Origin of the sequence: Flavobacterium sp. (assembly GCF_044361065.1) — a bacterium.
Classification (GTDB): Bacteria; Bacteroidota; Bacteroidia; order Flavobacteriales; family Flavobacteriaceae; genus Flavobacterium.
This window is the reverse complement of record NZ_JBIKJI010000004.1, coordinates 1-16,798: the sequence shown is the minus strand read 5'-3', so window position 1 is coordinate 16,798 and position 16,798 is coordinate 1. Positions and strand designations below refer to the sequence as shown.

Here is a 16,798-nt window from a genome sequence, read left to right as displayed (position 1 = left end):
AACAAAATGAACTTAGATCATATTCCACAAATTAAACATACAAAAAGCGGGAATTTTTTCGTTTTAGCTGGACCTTGCGCCATTGAAGGCGAAGAAATGGCGTTACGAATAGCTGAAAAATTAGTTGCTATAACCGATAATTTACAAATTCCATTTGTTTTCAAAGGAAGTTTCAAAAAAGCAAATCGTTCAAGAATTGATAGTTTTTCTGGTATTGGTGATGAAAAAGCATTAAAAATATTGGAAAAAGTTTCAAAAGAATTTGGCGTACCTACTGTCACGGATATTCATACCAACGAAGATGCTGCAATGGCGGCTTCGTATGTTGATGTCTTGCAAATTCCTGCATTTTTAGTTCGTCAAACAGATTTAGTAGTAGCTGCTGCCAAAACAGGTAAAACAGTAAATTTGAAAAAAGGACAATTTATGAGTCCGGAAAGTATGAAACACGCAGCTCAAAAAGTAAAGGATTGTGGGAACGATAACTTTATGATTACCGATAGAGGTACCATGTTTGGTTACCAAGATATGATTGTAGATTTTAGAGGTATTCCAACTATGAAAGAATTTGGAACTACTGTTTTAGACGTAACGCATTCTTTACAACAGCCAAATCAAACCAGTGGGGTAACTGGTGGAAGACCAGATATGATTGAAACCATAGCCAAAGCAGGAATTGTAACAGGTGTAGATGGAATATTTATTGAAACCCATTTTGATCCAGCAAATGCTAAAAGTGATGGCGCCAACATGTTGCATTTAGACTATTTTGAAGGTTTAATGACCAAGTTAGTTGCCATCAGAAAAACTATAAATAAATTTTAATACACCATACAAAATCCCCAAATGAAAAAAATTTTAACGCTTGTTATTGCTTTACTTACGATAACAAGTTTTGCACAAACTGAAAACCAAGTAGATTTATCTATTCAAAAAGAAAAATATACCGCACATAATAAAGGAAAATTCTTTTTTTACTGGGGAGGTAACAGAGCCTACTACTCTACTTCAGATATTCGATTTACAGGTGCTGATTACGATTTTACATTAAATGACGTAACGGCGCACGACAGACCAAAAGGGTATCATTTAGATTTTATAAATCCTTCAAGAATGACAATTCCTCAAACTAATTTTAGAATGGGTTATTTTATTAATGACCATTATAATATTTCAATAGGATGGGATCATATGAAGTATGTAATGTATCAAAATAAAGTAGTGCGTTACAGCGGAAATTATCCAAATGAAGGCACTTTTGATGAAAGTTTACCAGGAAATGAGTTGCTACTTACCGATAAATTTTTAACATTTGAACATACCGATGGGTTAAATTATATTCATCCTGAAATTACGCGGGTGGATGACATTTCAAAATGGTTTAATTTACCAAATACAGACAAATTTCAAATCAATTTATCAGAAGGATTTGGTGCTGGCGTTTTATTACCCAAAACCAATACAAAATTATTTGACAAAGAAAGATACGATGAGTTTCACTTATCCGGATTCGGTATTTCTGCAAAAGCGGGATTGACTTTTACGTTTTTCAAACATTATTTCATTCAAACCGAATTAAAAACGGGTTATATTGAAATGAACGACATTCGCACCACATTTGATTCAGCAGACAAAGCACAACAAAACTTTTGGTTTTTTCAAAATATGATTGCCTTTGGTGGTATATTTAAAATCTAGATTACAAAATACTAATAAAAAAGTCCATCAGAGTAATTCTGACGGACTTTTTTTATGTTGAAAATGAATAGGTTTAATGACCTCCTTCAGATTCAATGGTATCAATATTAATATTTTGATTTTTTAATGACTTTTTAATTAATAATGTTAAAATCAATAATCCAGCAAAACAAAAAGCAGCAATCAAATAAGAAAAATGTATATCCCATGAATCTCCAATTGCTCCTTGGAATGGAGGAATAATAGCACCTCCTAAAATCATAGTAATTAAAAAAGCTGAACCTTGACTTGTATGTTTTCCTAATCCTGTAACTGATAAAGCAAAAATACAAGGCCACATAACAGAGCAAAACAATCCGCCTGAGATAAATGCGAAAACAGAAACTATCCCAGTTGTAAATGTACCAATTAGCATTGAAACAATTGCTAATGTGCTAACATAAATCATTGTTTTAACAGGCTTTTCATTTGACATTAAAAAAGCAACTATTCCAATTAAAATAACAATTGAATAACTATATAAGTCTGAAATATCTGTACCTTTTAACGAGTTTGCATACAAAATAATACCAAAAGCTATAAAAGGTACGATTACAGTAGCGATTATTTTTGGGATTCTACTTAATTGAAAAACACTTATTGCCCCTATCCATCTTCCAATCATTAAACTTCCCCAATATAAAGAAATGTATTTAGAAATTTGCGCATCGTTTAATCCATCTGGTGTTAAATAACCTGGTGTTTTTAATAAAGCGCCAAAATTATTATCAATTGATACTTCAACTCCAACATAAACAAAAATAGCAATCATACCATATACTAATTGAGGATATTTCATTGCACCCCAACCTTCCGAATTTTTTAGAGCAAGTTTATTTGAATATATTAAAATACCAAGAATAGATAGTAATAAAAGCATCAATAATATTGTTTTAGAGACTGATGTCACATTTCCGATTAATATTAAACCTAAAATAGCTATAGTAATGGCAATTAAGGCTTTACTGGCATTTGGTGAATTCTCAATTGACTCATCATTTTTTCCAGAAGGCAATTTGGAAAAAGTAAATATTAATGCAACGAACAAAAACACACCAGCTAAAATTAAATATAAAGTATTAATATTAGATGGTGATGGTTCAACATCAGATGTTAAACTACCAAATAAAAAATAACTAACAATTATAGGTCCAACTGTAGTACCTAATGAGTTAATACCACCTGCAAAATTTAATCTGTGAGCACCAGTAGTTTCATCACCTAAGGAAATTGCAAAAGGTTGAGCTGCGGTTTGTTGAAGTGAAAAACCTAATGCAACAATAAATAATGATAATAACATTAATCCAAAAGAATTTGCATTTGTACTTGGTATCATTATTAAAGCACCAACAATAGAAATAAATAATCCAATAATAATTGCCTTTTTATAACCAACTTTGTTTACAATATCATATTTTAAAAATGCAGAACCTAAGTATAAAATTAATGAACCTATAAAATATGCACCAAAAAAGGCTGAACCAAGTAATTGAGATTCAAAATTTGTAAGCTTAAAATGATTTTGACAAAAAGGAATTAATATTCCATTTGATGCAGCAACAAAGCCCCAAAAAAAGAATACCGTTACAAGAGTCAATAAAGCTGGGTAATTTGTTTGTTTATTTTCTGTGTTCATAAAAGTAGTTTATTATATTAATAGTTTTTAGTTTAGTTAATTGCTAAATAACAAAATATTATGTCATTAAATTATAAAAACAGAAATTAATTTTTAACGAAAACGTTATAGTTGTGTTTTTGTATAGTTACTATTAAATATAGTAGTTAAAATAATTAATGAACTTATAAAAAAGTGTGATATAAACTAGTTTTGATTATCTAAATAATCTTGCAAATACGCAAATCGTGTTGTTAGTTTTCCGTTTTCAGTAATTTTTGCTCTGCTCAAAACGCCTGAAGTATCTTCATTAAAAAAAGCAGGAATTACGTGTTCTAAAAACATTTCTCCAAAGCCTTCGCTGGCGTCTTTTGGCAATTCGCAAGGCAAATTATCTACTGCCATTACTACAATAGCGCTGGGATGAAACATATCTACTTCTTTATGTTCGCTAGGCAAATAACCATAATTTGGATTGGCAATAGTACTTGCACGTAACGTACAAGCAATAGGCCCGTCGATGTCACAAGAAATATCGGCAACCACTTTAATTTTACAATTTGGAGTGGCTAACATGTTTTGTGTTAATATTTCTGGAGCACCATTTCCGTAAAAATGTCCTGCCATAAAAATATCAGAAACTGTAGTAAAACGCTCAAAATTAGAAGTGAAATGTTCGGGATTTGAATAAAATTCTGCTTTATTAAACTCAATACCGGATTGATGACGATTATAATCTTGAACATCAATCATAGTATACACAGGATAGGTGTACGTTTTTGATAGATAATCTGAAACAGAAACTTCTTTGATTTTCATACCATCTAACATTTCTTTAGCACCAAATGCCACTTTTCCTTTTCCTGATAAGACAATTTTTATTGGTGGTAAAAAAGGTTTCTTAAGTTGCGAAATCAAAGCGTCTTGATTGGCTAATGTTTCTGCTTTTGGTAATGAAAAAAGCTCAAATTTTAACCCGAATGCTCTAATTCCGTTGTACGCACCTACAATTCCAGCGTATCTTCCAAAACCAATTAATCGCGTATTTTTTTCATTAACTACTGTTTCGTGGTCGTACAAATCGATATTTTTATCTATACACGCTTGTAATAATTTTCTATTATAAGCTTGCTTTTTAATCGTATGAGAAAAGAAAAAATATTTTTTATTTGGGATTAATGCTTCAACAGGTACTTCTTTTACGCCAAGTAGTACGTCACAATCATCCATATTATCCGAAACTTCAAAACCTTTTTCAATATATTCAGCATCTGTAAAGACACGAATATCTGAACTTTCTACTTTAAAGTCAGCATTTGGAAACTGTTTTTTTACAAGTAAAAGTTCTGAAGGTGAGAACACTACTCTTCTATCTGGAGGATTTTTCCTTTCTTTAATTATTCCGAATTTCATTTTATTTAGGTTTAGGGCTTTTTGTATTTTTTTAACACAATTTACTTGTATTACTTTACAAATATAACATTTTTGATTTTGAGTATAAAACTTTTCTTCTTGAATAATTTATTGTAATTTTGGCATCCATTTAATTTAAAGTTGCGTAATTAATAGTAACGAAATTAAATGAAATCGGGGTCGACTGGTTTTGACAGCAAGTGGCACTAATTAGTAAGCATGTCGAGCATTGTATTTTTGGCTCGTAAATATCAATCATACACACTTTTTAAACGGCGAAAATACTTACGCTTTAGCTGCATAATCCGAATTATAGTACGATAATGCCATGTCCCAACCAGGTTGGGAAGCTGGATTTCTCTCAAAAGCCTTGGTTTGTGGCGGTTGGTTTAGAGGAATGGTAAAAATAAACCTAGGAATGGTAAAACTTTAAATCCACTCTGACATTAATAAAGTTAAGCGAATAGTGGCTGTTTTTGGCCAAGCTATTTTGTCGAAAATCTAAACAAAAACTAAACATGTAGAACGCTTTTTGATGGCTTGTTTGGACGAGAGTTCGATTCTCTCCGACTCCACAAAAAACCCTGTAAAGTATCTATTTTACAGGGTTTTTTATTTATAGTTGCCGTTTTTGTTGCTGTTTTTTTTCTAAAAAAACATAACTTTTACTTATGAAAATTCTAAATCTTGCTACCTCTTCAAACTAAAATGCCCTTTAAAAGTTCTACCATCTTCTAAATTAATTACATACCAATAATCGGATGATGGTGCATTTTTTCCATTATATGTGCCGTCCCAACCTTTGGAAAGCGGTAAAATCTCCTTTATCAATTTTCCGTATCTATCAAAAATATAAATAGTTGTTTTAGCGTTATAAGTAGTACTTACTCCATTTATGTTCCAATAATCATTATAACCGTCGTTATTTGGCGTAAAATAGTTTGGAATACCTAACAAACTAATGTCTTTTTCAGCTATACCACAATCATTAGTGTCTTTTACATAAACTGTATATAAACCTGATGATACATTATAAAAAATATTGCTAATCTGATAGTTTTCGCCATCCAGACTGTATTCGTAATCACCGGAACCACTTACATTTACAAGTATTGAATTGTTATCTGACAAATCATTAATAACAATATTTTCAATAGTTGCAATATTAGAAGCCGTTACAGTAATCGTTCTTGTTTTAGTGCAGTTTTGGGCATTTGTAACCACTACTTTATAGCTTCCTTCTGTATTTATTACTAAAGAGTAATTCGTTTCACCACTTAATATAGTTCCATCTAAAAACCATTGATAACTGAAATTGTTTATGATTGAAACATCTTCTAAACCCGCATCGATAGTTTTAATAAAGTTTGGATTATTACTACACACTAATTCAGTACCAACGGTATTGATTCGTGGTGTTGGCTTCACAACAAAAGGAATACTTAACGTCGCTTTACAAGTAGTGTTAATAGGATTAATTACTTCTGCTGTTATGGTTTGTGTGGTTGTTGTAAAAGGGTTAGGTAACGGACTTGGTAATGCCGCTCCATTAGCAGCATAATAATTCACTAGCATTCCCGATTGCGAACCTAAAATTGTGGTTTGAAATGTACTTGTATTAAACGAGAATAATCCATCTTGTAATAGCGGATTTACTTCATCGTCACAAACTATGGTTAACGTTGAAGCGATTGGAAAAGCTTCTGGTAAATCATCAACTATGAATTGAATCGTAGCTTCATCATAACAAGCGGTTGTTGTGTTATTTGTTGCTCTAGCAGTAATGGTTTGTGAACTCGTTACAAACGGATTAGGCAAAGGACTTGGTAAAGCATTTCCGTTTTGGTCTTTATAAGTTATTGACACATTTGTTAAACCATTCAATAATGTAGTTTGCAAATTGCTCGTATCGAATCCGAAAATTCCATCTTGATTGTCATCACAATGATTCAAAACTATATTTTCAATAAAAGGAATTCGTTCTACATGTAAAGTAATATGATGCCCTAAACCTAAACAATCATTATTGACTTGACTATCCACTCGAACATAAATATTTTGAGTAATCGGATAACCTAAATTTGTATAATTAGAAGTATTAGCAATAGCATTTTGCTCTGCTAAAGCATCGGCTTGATTTTTATAATATTTTATTGTTAGCAATTGTCCAGCAGGATATAAAGCTTGAATTTGTGTTGTAACACTACTAAAATTAAATGTTGCAATTCCATCTGTATTAGAACCAGATAATGCATCATCACAAACTGTAAAAACTTTCTGAAAACTTGAAGGAATTGAAGTTGTGGAAACATTTAAATTTAAAGTTCCAACTCTAAAACAACCATGTACATTTTCTACACGTACATATACCACATCATTACTTACGACTTGATTGATATATGCTGTTGGGCTTGTAATACTTGCAATGGTATTGTTATTTTGAGCATCGGTTGAATTTTCAAAATAAGTAAAAGTTAATCCTGTGGTGCTAGCCACAAAAGCATTTTCTGCTTCTTTTAAGTTGAACGCACTAAAACCATCGTTGTTATCATCGCATTGTTTTAAGGTAACAATTGAATTAATAATGGGTAAACTAAAAACCTCTATTTGAAAAGAAGTTGTGCCAAAACATGTAGTATTTAAGTTATTTACTACTTTAACATAAATAGTTTCAACAATATTTGTATTAACATAACTAGAAGGATTGCTAATTAATTGTGTTAATGCCGAATCATGATAATAATTTATTGTGAAATCAGAAGTAGGCTGTCCTCCAAGAATAATACTATTATTTTGAGTTAAATTAAAAATAATTTTTCCGTCATTATTTGTTCCAAAACTAGTATTATCACAGTTTCTGATTGCAGGTGCTACTATTGTTGCCGTTGGAGAAAAAACTTGAATAGTGAACGAAGTGGTTTGTTTACATGTTCCATTATTTACTTCTGCAATAATTGTTTGAGATCCAAAAGCTGCTAAATTTATATAACTACTTGGTGCAGAAATAGAAACATTATTACTATAGTCAGAGGCAGAAGCAAAGTATTTTACAATATGAGTGGCACTACTTTGACCATTTAATATAACATTCGATTTAGTTGTTAAATCAAAACTAGTGAAACCATCAGAATCAGTGTCGCAAAGTAATATATTTGTAGGTTGTGTTGCAGTTGGCGGAACGGAAACTGTAATATTTTGAGTAGCGGTTCCAGTACCATAAGGTGTAACTACATTTACTGTTACTGGAAATACTCCTGTACTATTGTAAATATTGTTACCTATTATACTATTTGAACTATTTCCATCACCGAAAGTCCACGTTGCACTTATAACAGGTTGATTAGTATTAAACTCAAAAGTGGTGCTTTGACCAACACAAGCATTCTGAAAAGAAATTGTTGGTGTAAAGAAAAAAGATTGGTTAAAAGACGGCAAACCACTTTTAGATAATTTTCCAGCCAAATCTATAGCACTAAATTGAAAATTACAACCCGTACCAACAACATTTGGATTGTGTATTACTCCAAGTTTAGCTAAATTAAATTGAGCTACATAAATTTTATTATCTGGCCCGATTTGTAATGCTCCTACTCTGTTTGAAGTTGTACCTGTGTAAATTGTTATTTTAGAATTAGGTATGTCACCAGCTTCTAAATTAAACTGATATAATTTTCCTCCAAAAGATTGTGTTACATATAATACCTTTTCATTAGGTGAAAAAGCAACACCATATAATTCACCAGTTTCTGTTAATAATGTTTGAGGATTTGATAATACACCCGTTACATTATTAAAATCAAATAATTGCACAAAATCAGAAGTGCTTGTTATGGCTAATTTTTTTCCGCTTGGTGAAAATTTAATGTGACCAGCAGCTTGAAAACCTATACCTGTTATGGGCAATCCAATTGGTGTAATAATTGGCGTGGAAGATAACCCAGATGCAGATAATATATGAGCATTGAAATTATTATTGTCCCAACTATGAGTAACTACCCAAAAGTCTATGCCATTTGCGTGTTTGGTAATGCCGATACTTTCGATTGTTGGCGTATAAACTAAAATATTTTTTTGTGCTGTAACATCGCCTAAGCCGTTATTTAAATTTAAATCTATAATAGAATATCTAAAACCATTAGGCTCATGCTCTCTATCTGTGGTAAAAACATAAAACAAATTAGTTGAACCTGGTTTTTTAACAATAGTAGCTGATTGTGTACTTGAAGGATCACCCATTAAACCTGAACCATTTGCCATTATTTGATGGTTTTTGTTGTAAACCGTGATGCCATCTGTGTAAAACAACAACTGACCTGAAGCATCAGACAAAGTAGCGCAACCTTCTAAGGTAGCCAATTGCCCATCAGTAAGTGCCGTAACAGAACCATCTGTATTAAATTTTATACCCGCATTATAGCCAAAATACCAAATACTGGCTTCGCCTTGAGGAAAAGTCAATATTGGAAGAAATAAAAATAGTATTTTTATGTTAATTTTGAAATTCATTTTGTTTTTTAATCACTCAATTAATTTTTAAAAAAACATTATAATTTTTATTATAATACATATTCTTTATAGAATTATTTATTTGGGTAGTTGAAATAGAATAACCATTCAATATTTTTTTTAATTCTCTTTTTCCAATTACTTTTCCAACATACTCATTTATTTCTTTTTTCTCATAATTTCCATTACTATCAGGATTATAAATTGCAAAAATTTTATTTTTTTCATAAATAAAATAGGTGTCTCCAAAACCTTTAATCATAAAAACAAAAAATTTTCTCTCTAACATGAGTTTCATTAAAAAACCATGTATCCCACCATACATTATGGGATTATTAAAATCATACTCAATTAAACTAAAATCAACAATATCACTTTTTTCCTTCAGTAAATATCTAGTATTCATAATTAATCTATCTTTTAAATAAATATTAAAATATTGACTTTCGAAATCATTTTCAAAATTAATATAATTTATAAAATTTTCTCTGCGACAAATTTTTGCATTTGTTTTAATTTCAAATTGAGGAATAGACTTAATATGAAAACTATCAATATCATAAGAAATTAAATATTTAAATTCTTTTGGATTAAAAATTTGTTTAATACTATCAAAATTATTATATGTATAATAATATCTTTCATTAAAATTTAAATTAGCCTTTTCTGAATAATTAGTTAAATTGATATTAAGTTTTATAGAATCACTTTGACTATATATATTAAAACTAATTAAAATAAGACTTATTTTCTTTATAATCATCTCCATAAACTAAACATCGTTTGTATTTTATCTACACTAAAACCAGACCATCTTGCAGGATCCATTAATATAAACCTATATTCTAATGTTGTAGCATTTTGTTGTACAGTGTTTATTAAACTTGCGTGATGGAGATTTGGACTGGTTGAAATTGGCATCCAACTTATTTGAACAACTCTACCTAAATTCATCTCACTAATTGCAAAAGTAAATCTATTTGCATTTTTTGAATCGTTGACTTGATATCCATCACTTTTATATTTTGGTATTACAAGTTCACTTCTTAGACCATTACTATAAACATCATTATACCATTTTTCATTTACTTCTCTATCAGCTGTTTTAAAAAATTTCATATCAACTGAAACTTTACAATGATAAGTGCAGGTAAAATCTTCACTTTGAGATGAATATTCTAAATTTGAAGTAACTATGTCAATCCATTTACCTTTAAAAATATTTTCTTTATAATTATAATAGTCATTTATACTTTTATTAGAATTATAACCAACAACAACATATCCATGCTCCTCTACAGGATTTCCTCCTCCAAAATCTTTTGGTGTATCATTTTTACCATAATTATCTATGTATGCGTTTAAATAATTGGTACTTGCTGTAGAAGCCGCAGAACCTGCCGCACCCAAACCTGCATTTATCCATGTGGTAGAGTCCCATTTAAATGGGTTTAATTGCCCACCACTAGCTTCAAAACCTGATTTATATGCATTAAATAGGGCCGAAACTACAAAACTCCAAAACTCACCTGTGGGGTCAGTATATTTGGTTGGGTTATTCATTACATAACTATAACGGTTATAGTTTTGTGTATTGTATGGGTCCTGAATATTATTATCAGGCTGTAAAAATCTATGTACCATTGGGTCATATAATCTACCATTCATGTGTATTAAAACCACACCTTGTAAATGTTCGTGACCCGTATAACCTCTATCAATGAACGTTAATTTGTTTAAATTATTGCCTGCTCCGTCTTTAACTTCTGCAATATTTCCCCAAACATCAAATCTTCTTTTTTCAACAATTGCGCCAACTTCATTTGTAATAGCCACTATACTACTTTGGTAATCTCTATGCAAATAATAGTACTTTTTAGTTGTTCCGTCGCTTTTTAAAATAATTGGAGCACTATATGCATCACCACCTATATAAGTAATAAACTCCGTAGTACCAGTTGCAATATTTTGCTTAATTTCCATTGAACCATCTGCTGAATAGTGTTTTCTTAAAGGTCTTAAATATTTATCATCTTGTAGTCCACCATAATACATACTTGAACGGTCATTGTTAAGATTATAAATAAAGCTTAATTTATCTTTTCCTTGTTCATTAATATTTATTGGGCTTTTAAAAGAATTATATGTTATGTCTAAGCCACTTCTGCTTTGATAATAAGCATCAGCTTCAGGGGTCAAAGATACAGAAGAATTTTGAAATGCCTTTCCAGAAATTGCATAATTATGCGTTCCGATTGGACTTGTGTCAATTCTTCCTAAATTATCATAGGTTTGTGTGACTTGACTAACGTTTATATCTGTATATGCACTTAATCGGTCTAAACTATCATGTTGAAATTCTTCATAAAAAAATCCGAACATACCATTATACCTTTCTACTAAATTTCCCCTAATCGGCTCAAATAAGGTTTCTAAATACATAATATTAGTTGTACCAAAATCATGGTTTAGATAATTTGGAAACCCAAATGTATCATAATTATTTGTAACTTTAATATCATTACCATAGTTACCAGAGGTAATTTTACCAGTTGCATTTGTGTTATTTGTTTGCCAAAGTATTTTATTTGTTGCATTATCAATAATTTGCCAAGGTAGTCCATTTTTATATGAGTTTCTTACCCATATGTCTGAACGTTTACTGTCATAGGTATTAATAGCTGTATACAATTCTTTTTCTGGTCTACCGAAAGAATCAAAATGTGTTGCTCTCTGGTAATAGGCATTAAAACCACTTTCATCTGAAAAATTTAGTCTTTTATAATTATCATATCCATAACTATATAGGGTAAAAAAACCTCCTATAAAATCATCATATCGAATATTTGTTAAAAGTTTGGTAGTAGGATTATAAGTATAAACCGTTTTTGAATTTGTTGGGTCACCATTTAAACCAATTATTGTTTTTTGAGTTACTTTCCCAAAATTATCAAAAGTATATGTTGTTACTCCTTTTGGAGCAATTTCTTTTATTGTCTCTCCAAACTCATTATATTGATATTGATAGGTACCAGCAGAAGGATCTATTAATTTTGTCTTTCTTCCCCAACCATCTTGCTCAATAGTTGTTATTACACCTTCAAAATTTGTCTGTTTTAAGTTTCCATTGGCATAATAGCTATATATAATTGTTCCACCATTAGGTGAGTCTGTTACAGAAATAACTTGCCCGATACTATTTTTTATAGTTTGTTTACTTTTAAAAGAATCTGATTCAGTCGTTGTTAATCCGTTGTATGTATAAGTAGAAATTTTTCCAGGAGAACTATTAGATTTTAATGTTTTGGTTTCAATTAATCTTCCGTAAATATCATATTTCATTTCATTCCAAACGGGATAATTTCCAAGCCCTAAAGTTTCAAAATAAGGTTGACTTTTTAATATCGGTTTATCATTGTTATCATAAACCGTACTTACATAAGACCATTTATCATCAATTAATTTTGAACCTTCATGTGTTTTTCTGCCTAAATCGTCAGTAACAATAATCTCACTACTAGCATCCGATCTATTAGTAGTTAATTTAACACCACCATTAGAAATATTTTCGTAGGTGTATATTAATTCTTTGCCTAAAAAATCAATAACCTTAGTTTTTTTTCCCCACTTATCATATTCAAAATTTGTAATAAGTGGAAATCCAGCATTAGAAGGTAACGTTTCAGAACTTAATGTTCCTGTTGCTTGATTATAGGCATATTGGGTAATTAATCCTTCAATATCTGTTTTTTTTGTAATAAATCTTCGTGAAGTAGCATCATACTCAAAAGCTGTAACTCTATTTGTCATTCCTGTAGCAGTTAATGTTTTTTTAGTTATGTTTCCATAAATATCATGTTCGTAATCTTCAGTAATGTAATTAGTATTATGTCCTTTCTTTTTTACTTGTTTTAAAAGATTGGCATTATATGTATAAAGTTCTTCTGAACTAGTTACATTATTACTTGGCAATATTGTAGTCGTACTATTTTTGGCCTTTAATCTATCAATCATATACGGATTTGCTATTGGCAAATCGTAATTAAAAATAGCTGTTGTTATTTGTTCTGTAGTTGCTCCATTTTTAGTTGTTGAAGTAATTTGAGTTAAATTATTATTTGAGTTATGCTGATTAATAACACTTAAGCTTGTATTGTCTAATCCATTATATTGTTGACTTTGAAGCATTTTTAATTTAAAAACTTTATTTACTTGTAATGCATTTGTATTATAAGTATTAATTGTTTTACTAATAAATGTTGGTGGATTATAATTATAGGTTGGTGAAACCAATCCACTTACAACAAAACTTTTTGCTATTGCTCCCCTTAAATTAATATCTGCAATAGAAATATTTGAAATAATTTTGGAATCATCATTGAACCAATTGGTTTGCATAGTTGATTTAAAACCTAAAAATCCTAAACCTTCATTATTGGTAACTGCACTATCATATGAAAACAGTTTTTTATTGTAAACTGTTGAGCTTTGTCTTTCAACCATTGTTACTAAGTTTAATGAAGTAGCGTTTTTTATATCAAAATTCGGATAATTTAAAGGCGTGTTTGTATAATTATAAACAGGTATTGAAGAGCCAATTGGTATCGTCTCTTGAAACTTTAATGGTTGGTAAGTGATAGATTCACTAACTCCATTACCTAAAGTTACTTTTTTTAATAACACATCAGCTGCGTGATTTCTTGAACTAGAAATAGAATAAAGTTCCTTTCCTACAATATATGTATAATCTAAATTTAAAAAATCAGGTTTATTAATATTTGTCGTTAATAATATAGCTCCTATTTTACTTGAAGGCAAGAGTCTAGTTATCGGAGGGCTAAAAGTTATATCATTAGAGGCAATACTTTTATTACTATATAATTTCAAAAATTTTTCTATTGTTTGTCCACTTTGATATATATCGGTAACAAATTCTGTTAAATTTCCCTGCCCGTCAAAATATCTTGACCTGACTAAATCTTTAAAAATATGCTTTTGAAACATAATATCTGATTTTCCATCTCCATTAAAATCTTTTACAAAAAATATAGTTTCTTCAACAATGTAAGTCTCCTTTGTAACAGTTCCTGAAACGTTAAGAATATTTCCATTATATTCATATTCAACATACTGCTTACGATAAGAATCATAGTTAATACCTAAATTTTTTGTAAATGAAACAAAAGTTAGCCCGTTAGAAATATAAAATTTCCAATTACCGTTATTATTTAAAGGATTTGAAGGCATCACAATATCACTTTTACCATCACCATTAAAATCACCAATGTATTTTTTACTACTATAATTAAAGATTTCACCCGTAATGTGGCAAAGCTGAACCATTCCAGTAAAAGTTGAATTAAAAGTAAAAACACGAATACCGTTATAATCGAATATAACAAAATCTGATTTTCCATCACCATTAAAATCTAAAACTTGAATATCTGTATTAGCAGTAATCTTATTATTTGAAGTTGGACTAGTTGGGTTTATATCGGGAATTTTACCACAATATTTATTATAATTAGTAGTTATATCTTTCCTCAAGTCAATAAAATAAACATCTTTTTGAATCGACAAGCAATTTCCGTTTGAAAATGGATAACTACCAATAATCATTACATTATCAGTAATTCCGTCTCCATTAAAATCTCCAGGCAAAAATATTTTATCAAAATTTGATGCATTTATTCCATTGCATGGAAAAATAATGCTTTTTGTTTGATCTAAAGCTATTGTATTAGAAGATAATGCATAAGTATCAAATGAGATAGTTTGAGAAAAAGGCAATTGATTAACTACTGTAAAAGCCTGTTCTGGTTTTAATTTATATCCTGATGCAGAAGTACCAGTTAATATTGTTGAAGGAAATAATGTGTGAATTTTTGTGCTTATATTAATCTGCAATTGAATGGATATAGGATTACCTCCAGATCCAACATTTTTATACAACCATAGTTTGTTTTGTTCAGATTGATATTGATTTCCTATGAATAAATAATCATCACTGCCATTACCGTCAAAATCTGCATTTATTGCACTAAATTTATCATAATCAAAACTTTTATCTAAAGTATGGTTAAAATAACTCCCTGACATAATTTGATTGGAATCATTATATTCAAAAACTGTGGGATTCAAACTAACACTGTTATCTCCACTTTTTTTAATCCAAATCAGTGATTGAATGTTCAAGTAAATAATTTCTATAATCAATATTACTTCCTTTAACGTTTATACTACTTAGAATTTTAGTATTCATAATATTTTGCCCTTCAATATAGCCTTGTTCAATTCTAACTCTGTTTTTATAAACAAATGCTATTTCATTAAGCGTTTGATTTGTCCCAACTGAACCATATTTAATATTGCTAATATTTAAGTTATTGTTAAACAAGTTATAAAAGTAATTTATTCTAATTCCTTGTGGGTTTTGCCAATATGTTAAAGCCCAAGTAGTTAAAGATTTTGAATCTGTAGAATTTCCATAATGAGCGATAGAACCATCTGGATATTGTACAAGAAAATACGTGCTAAAAGCTGTTATTTTAACATTTGAAAAAGTTTCTGTTTCATATACACTGCCAGCTGCTCCATAAGTCCCTGATTTTAAAATCAATCTTTGTCCGTCTAAAGCCAAGCGGTCAAATGAATCAAAATCAATAGGATCAGATATACCATCATGAAATTTAGTAGATGGAATACGTGAAATTTGTGATAATCCAGCAAGATTCCAACCATAACCAGCTAATCCGTTACCTCCTTGACTATTATAATTTAATGAAATTTGTGGAACTACACCGTTCAATCCTGGTGGTACAGCAATAGGAATTGTATATGTTGCAGCTCCTGTAAGTGAAACGGATAAACTTCCATTAGTTGTACCAACTTCATTTGAATTACCTGTTTGAGCATTTGATAAAAAGGTTAATGTAACCGAAAGTATTAAGAAAATTTTTTTCATAATTTAGTTTTTGATGATTTTTATAGATTTTTGCTCTCCAGTTGCATAATTTAAATTTAATATGTAATTACCAGAAGTATATTCTTGGAAAGATATAATCGTTTTATTTTCACTTAAACTATTTATATTTCTTATTAATTGACCATTTATATTATAAATATCAATACTCAAAACTTTATTATCATTAACCAACTGCCATTCTAAATATAGTTCATTTTGCACGGGATTTGGATAAAAAGAAATTACATCTTCAGGAAAGAATTTCTGTAAATCTGAAGTTTCTAAATCTTCAAACTCCTTGATGGGTAAATTTGATTGCCTGCAACTTATACAATATGAGCGAGAAATTTGATTTCCAGCTACATCATAAGCAAATGTAATTTTTTGAGCCATTCCATTTATACCAAAACAGAATAAAAATAGTCCTAGAAGTTTTTTCATAATTAAGTATTTAAGTTGTTGTTTAATCTTTTTCAATAAGGTGTAATATAATTTGCCAATTTTAAAAATATTATTTTACAATTAGTATACGAAAATGAACATTACCTATCGAAAATTAACAT

The 16,798-nt window shown here is 29.8% G+C and carries 9 protein-coding genes and 1 other RNA gene; 3 read left to right on the top strand and 7 right to left on the bottom strand.

The genetic code is table 11. The features are described 5' to 3' along the window. Window positions 1-6 precede the first annotated feature (6 nt). Together kdsA and ACIQ11_RS00620 are read left to right on the top strand one after the other, a co-directional pair. The gene (gene kdsA, locus ACIQ11_RS00625) at window positions 7-825 is read left to right on the top strand and encodes a 3-deoxy-8-phosphooctulonate synthase (RefSeq protein ID WP_396151827.1); all 819 of its coding nucleotides are present in this window, start codon (window positions 7-9) and stop codon (window positions 823-825) included. A 21-nt stretch (window positions 826-846) separates the two neighbouring features. Then, window positions 847-1,698: a hypothetical protein gene (locus tag ACIQ11_RS00620; RefSeq protein WP_396151825.1), complete on the top strand. Its 852-nt coding sequence runs from the start codon at window positions 847-849 to the stop codon at window positions 1,696-1,698. Between the two features lie 73 nt (window positions 1,699-1,771). Here ACIQ11_RS00620 and ACIQ11_RS00615 read toward each other — a convergent pair whose 3' ends face one another. Beyond that, window positions 1,772-3,373, bottom strand: coding sequence for an MFS transporter (locus ACIQ11_RS00615; RefSeq protein ID WP_396151823.1), 1,602 nt, complete (start codon window positions 3,371-3,373; stop codon window positions 1,772-1,774). Window positions 3,374-3,559: 186 nt separating this feature from the next. Beyond that, window positions 3,560-4,765, bottom strand: coding sequence for an NAD(P)-dependent oxidoreductase (locus ACIQ11_RS00610; RefSeq protein WP_396151821.1), 1,206 nt, complete (start codon window positions 4,763-4,765; stop codon window positions 3,560-3,562). A 176-nt stretch (window positions 4,766-4,941) separates the two neighbouring features. Between ACIQ11_RS00610 and ssrA the strand changes: the two genes are divergently transcribed. Continuing rightward, window positions 4,942-5,343: a transfer-messenger RNA gene (ssrA, locus tag ACIQ11_RS00605) on the top strand. A gap of 112 nt (window positions 5,344-5,455) precedes the next feature. Here ssrA and ACIQ11_RS00600 read toward each other — a convergent pair. Genes ACIQ11_RS00600 through ACIQ11_RS00580 form a run of 5 tightly spaced genes read right to left on the bottom strand, consistent with a single transcriptional unit; the run spans window position 5,456 to window position 16,676 of the window. Beyond that, window positions 5,456-9,271 carry a T9SS type B sorting domain-containing protein gene (locus ACIQ11_RS00600; RefSeq protein ID WP_396151819.1) on the bottom strand — a complete coding sequence of 1,272 codons (3,816 nt, stop codon included), beginning with the start codon at window positions 9,269-9,271 and terminating at the stop codon, window positions 5,456-5,458. Between the two features lie 16 nt (window positions 9,272-9,287). Further along, window positions 9,288-10,040, bottom strand: a complete 753-nt coding sequence (locus ACIQ11_RS00595) for a hypothetical protein (protein WP_396151817.1) — start codon at window positions 10,038-10,040, stop codon at window positions 9,288-9,290. Then, complete coding sequence (locus ACIQ11_RS00590; RefSeq protein ID WP_396151815.1) at window positions 10,031-15,412, bottom strand: RHS repeat-associated core domain-containing protein; 5,382 nt, start codon at window positions 15,410-15,412, stop codon at window positions 10,031-10,033. The genes ACIQ11_RS00595 and ACIQ11_RS00590 overlap by 10 nt, the downstream gene beginning before the upstream one ends. 25 nt (window positions 15,413-15,437) lie before the next feature. Further along, window positions 15,438-16,235 (bottom strand): SpvB/TcaC N-terminal domain-containing protein, encoded by a 798-nt coding sequence (locus tag ACIQ11_RS00585; protein ID WP_396151813.1) that lies wholly within the window; start codon window positions 16,233-16,235, stop codon window positions 15,438-15,440. 3 nt (window positions 16,236-16,238) lie between these two features. Beyond that, complete coding sequence (locus ACIQ11_RS00580) at window positions 16,239-16,676, bottom strand: T9SS type A sorting domain-containing protein (RefSeq protein ID WP_396151811.1); 438 nt, start codon at window positions 16,674-16,676, stop codon at window positions 16,239-16,241. Window positions 16,677-16,798 lie beyond the last annotated feature (122 nt).

What these genes read in the sequence shown, in the direction of transcription:
- ACIQ11_RS00610 (WP_396151821.1), bottom strand. Translation starts at nt 4,765, where the DNA reads ATGAAATTCGGAATAATTAAAGAAAGGAAAAATCCTCCAGATAGAAGA.
- ACIQ11_RS00600 (WP_396151819.1), bottom strand. Translation starts at nt 9,271, where the DNA reads ATGAATTTCAAAATTAACATAAAAATACTATTTTTATTTCTTCCAATA.
- ACIQ11_RS00615 (WP_396151823.1), bottom strand. Translation starts at nt 3,373, where the DNA reads ATGAACACAGAAAATAAACAAACAAATTACCCAGCTTTATTGACTCTT.
- ACIQ11_RS00580 (WP_396151811.1), bottom strand. Translation starts at nt 16,676, where the DNA reads ATGAAAAAACTTCTAGGACTATTTTTATTCTGTTTTGGTATAAATGGA.
- ACIQ11_RS00595 (WP_396151817.1), bottom strand. Translation starts at nt 10,040, where the DNA reads ATGGAGATGATTATAAAGAAAATAAGTCTTATTTTAATTAGTTTTAAT.
- kdsA (WP_396151827.1), top strand. Translation starts at nt 7, where the DNA reads ATGAACTTAGATCATATTCCACAAATTAAACATACAAAAAGCGGGAAT.
- ACIQ11_RS00585 (WP_396151813.1), bottom strand. Translation starts at nt 16,235, where the DNA reads ATGAAAAAAATTTTCTTAATACTTTCGGTTACATTAACCTTTTTATCA.
- ACIQ11_RS00620 (WP_396151825.1), top strand. Translation starts at nt 847, where the DNA reads ATGAAAAAAATTTTAACGCTTGTTATTGCTTTACTTACGATAACAAGT.